The organism is Psychrobacter sp. AOP5-GZ1-6, assembly GCF_052376345.1.
GTDB lineage: Bacteria > Pseudomonadota > Gammaproteobacteria > Pseudomonadales > Moraxellaceae > Psychrobacter.
On record NZ_JBQSVP010000240.1, the window covers coordinates 1 to 1,774 of the forward strand.

Consider the following 1,774-nt stretch of genomic DNA (forward strand, 5'->3'; position numbering starts at 1 on the left):
ATTTTTTTTACTAAAACAGGTTGTCGTTTGAGGTTTTTAGGCATATCTTAAGGCATTTATTTTATCTTTCAGTAATTAACATCTGTTTTATTGACGTCATTTGCCTATTGAAATATAAATGGATAGTGCGATATAGCACTGTCCACCTTTTAATGTGCATGTGACTATATACTATTGTTTTTGTGAGCTGCTTTTGATACCTCCTATCAACAAGTCACAGCTGATGATAACCATAGTATGAGTAATGAAACACTTATTATATAAAACGGCCTTAATATGTCTGCTTCAAAACCATCCCTCCCCAATAAACCTGTTGCGTCTGAGCGAGTTCGTTCTGCTGATCTACCCGTTGCATGGATTATGATGCTCGGACTCATCGTAGCGGTAGGGCCTTTATCTATCGATATGTATCTTCCTGCGCTACCATCAATGGCAGATGACTTTGGCGTCTCTACGGCTTTTATGGCAAATTCTGTCCCAGCTTATTTTTTGGGTCTGGTATTTGGTCAGTTGTTTTATGGCCCATTCAGTGATCGTGTTGGGCGAGTGAAGCCTTTATATATTGGTATGACGTTATATGTTATCGCCTCAATTATTTGTGCAACCACAAATAATGAGTATGTGTTATTTGCCGGGCGAACCGTGCAAGCGCTTGGAGCCTGTGTGGGATCAGTGGTCACGCGTGCCGCGATTCGTGACCGTTTGACCGCCAAGCAAACGGCAAAAGCATTTTCTATCATGATATTAGTAATGGGTCTGGCACCAATATTGGCCCCATCGCTTGGTGCGCTATTTTTACAGTTTTTTAACTGGCATTCTATTTTTTGGTTTTTGGCTGCCTTTGGTGCGCTTAATTTGTTATTGGCTAAGTTTTTCTTCTTTGAAACACTTATCGAAGAAAACCGAAATGTACGTCCAGCAAAAGAAGTGCTTAGCCAGTATTGGGATTTATTAAAAGACCCAACATTTAATTATCCTGCCATTGGCGGCGGGCTTTTGATGGGAGCCATGTTTGTTTATATTAGCTCGGCCTCTGAGTTGATTATGGATACTTATGGTATGTCAGAAACGCATTTCGGATGGCTGTTTGGTATGAATGCCGCGGGATTTGTCGGTTTAACCCAATTGAATCAATTGTTGACTAATCGCTTTCGGCTATTAAGTATCTTGCGTTTTGGTGCGATGATGCAGGTTATCTCTGCGGGCGTGCTCTTTGTGATAGGTCTATTTTTGGGTACAGATGCCTGGCTACCACTGGTATTGGTCTGTATTTTCTTTTGTATCTCAGGCTTAGGCCTGACTCAGCCCAATGCCTCTGCTATTGCACTGGCGTTCCAAAAAAGCCGTGCTGGTATGGCAAGTGCACTACAAGGCTCATTGATGTTTTCAGTTGGTATTTTCGGTGGGTTATTGTTAAACCTATTTCCAGTTAATCCTGTGCTAAAAGTTGGTATTGCGATGTTTGCACTAATGGGGCTTGGTTGTTTCTTGATTTGGCAAATAGATCGTAACTTAGATTTGAATGACGCAGAGTAGTATTATTAAATTCAAATTTTTAAAATGCCCAATATATATATTATAACCCCAGTTCGGGATAAGCCACATTGTAACTCATTGATACTATTTACAATGTTGCTACCTGTCCCTGCTGAGGCATATTTTTGATGGTGGGTTTATAGGGAAACCAGCAATAAGCAATTAAACCTGACAGCAAGTTTGTGATAAACCCCGTCATACTACGATGGCGTGAGTGTTCGATTTGGCACAAGTTTTT

At 40.7% G+C, this 1,774-nt stretch carries 1 protein-coding gene and 1 pseudogene; one reads left to right on the forward strand and one right to left on the reverse strand.

Going from position 1 to position 1,774, the window contains the following annotated elements; genetic code table 11:
• Positions 1-276 precede the first annotated feature (276 nt).
• The gene (locus tag ACT3RN_RS15395; RefSeq protein WP_192520957.1) at positions 277-1,536 is read left to right on the forward strand and encodes a multidrug effflux MFS transporter; all 1,260 of its coding nucleotides are present in this window, start codon (positions 277-279) and stop codon (positions 1,534-1,536) included.
• 88 nt (positions 1,537-1,624) lie between these two features.
• On the opposite strand, the pseudogene ACT3RN_RS15400 reads toward ACT3RN_RS15395, so the two are convergent.
• Positions 1,625-1,774: pseudogene (locus ACT3RN_RS15400) on the reverse strand (IS982 family transposase); the annotation flags it as partial.